Source organism: Methylobacterium sp. J-048 (genome assembly GCF_022829515.1).
Classification (GTDB): Bacteria; Pseudomonadota; Alphaproteobacteria; order Rhizobiales; family Beijerinckiaceae; genus Methylobacterium.
The window spans coordinates 1-682 of the sequence record NZ_JAKSYL010000210.1 but is presented as its reverse complement, the minus strand read 5'-3'; the positions used below and the strand labels follow the sequence as shown (position 1 = coordinate 682).

The 682-nt window shown below is 61.3% G+C and carries 2 pseudogenes; both read right to left on the bottom strand.

The features are described from left to right. Nucleotides 1-233: 233 nt before the first annotated feature. Nucleotides 234-443, bottom strand: a pseudogene (locus MKL09_RS20835) (integrase core domain-containing protein); the annotation flags it as partial. Continuing rightward, nucleotides 436-682 (bottom strand): annotated as a pseudogene (locus MKL09_RS20830) (antibiotic biosynthesis monooxygenase); the annotation flags it as partial. The pseudogenes MKL09_RS20830 and MKL09_RS20835, both read right to left, overlap by 8 nt.

Genomic DNA, 682 nt, shown 5'->3' with positions numbered 1-682 from the left:
GTGATCAGCAAGACCAGTACATCGCGCCGAGTTCTCCGTGAGAGAACGGGTATTTTGAGAGCTTCATCGGAACGCTTCGTGACGAGTGCCGACGCCAGTGGATCTTCTAATCATTACAGGAGGAGCAGATCCTGATCGGTCTGTGGAAAACCACCTCCAACCACGTCCGACCGCATTCGTCTCTGTGCTATCGGACACCCGCTCTAGTCAGCGACCCGGATCTGGCCTTCCTGCTACTGCATGGTGGCAGCCATCGGTAACCCGAAGGCCATATCCGGGTAGCTGACGGGCGCGGGCGGCCGATAGCCCAGCGACGAATGCGGTCGGACGCGGTTGTAGGTGTTTTGCCACAGACCGATCACGATCTGCGCCTCCTTTAATGAGTAGAAGATCTCCTGGCGTAGGCACTAGTCACGAAGCTTGCCGTTGAACCGCTCACAATATGTCTCTGTCGAAGCGCAGGATCGCGACGAAATCCTCCTGCACCCCGGGCACGGCTGGCTCGAACCGGTAGCCCGGCAGCCCCGGCGCCTTCGACTGGGCGGCCGCGACCGTCTGATCCCAGCGGAGGTATTTCGCCTCCAGCCCGGGGTGCAGGAGGATTTCGTCGCGATCCTGCGCTTCGACAGCGACGCCAACCTGCAGGCCTGGCTCGATTCCCCCGCGCGCAAGGCGCTGATCG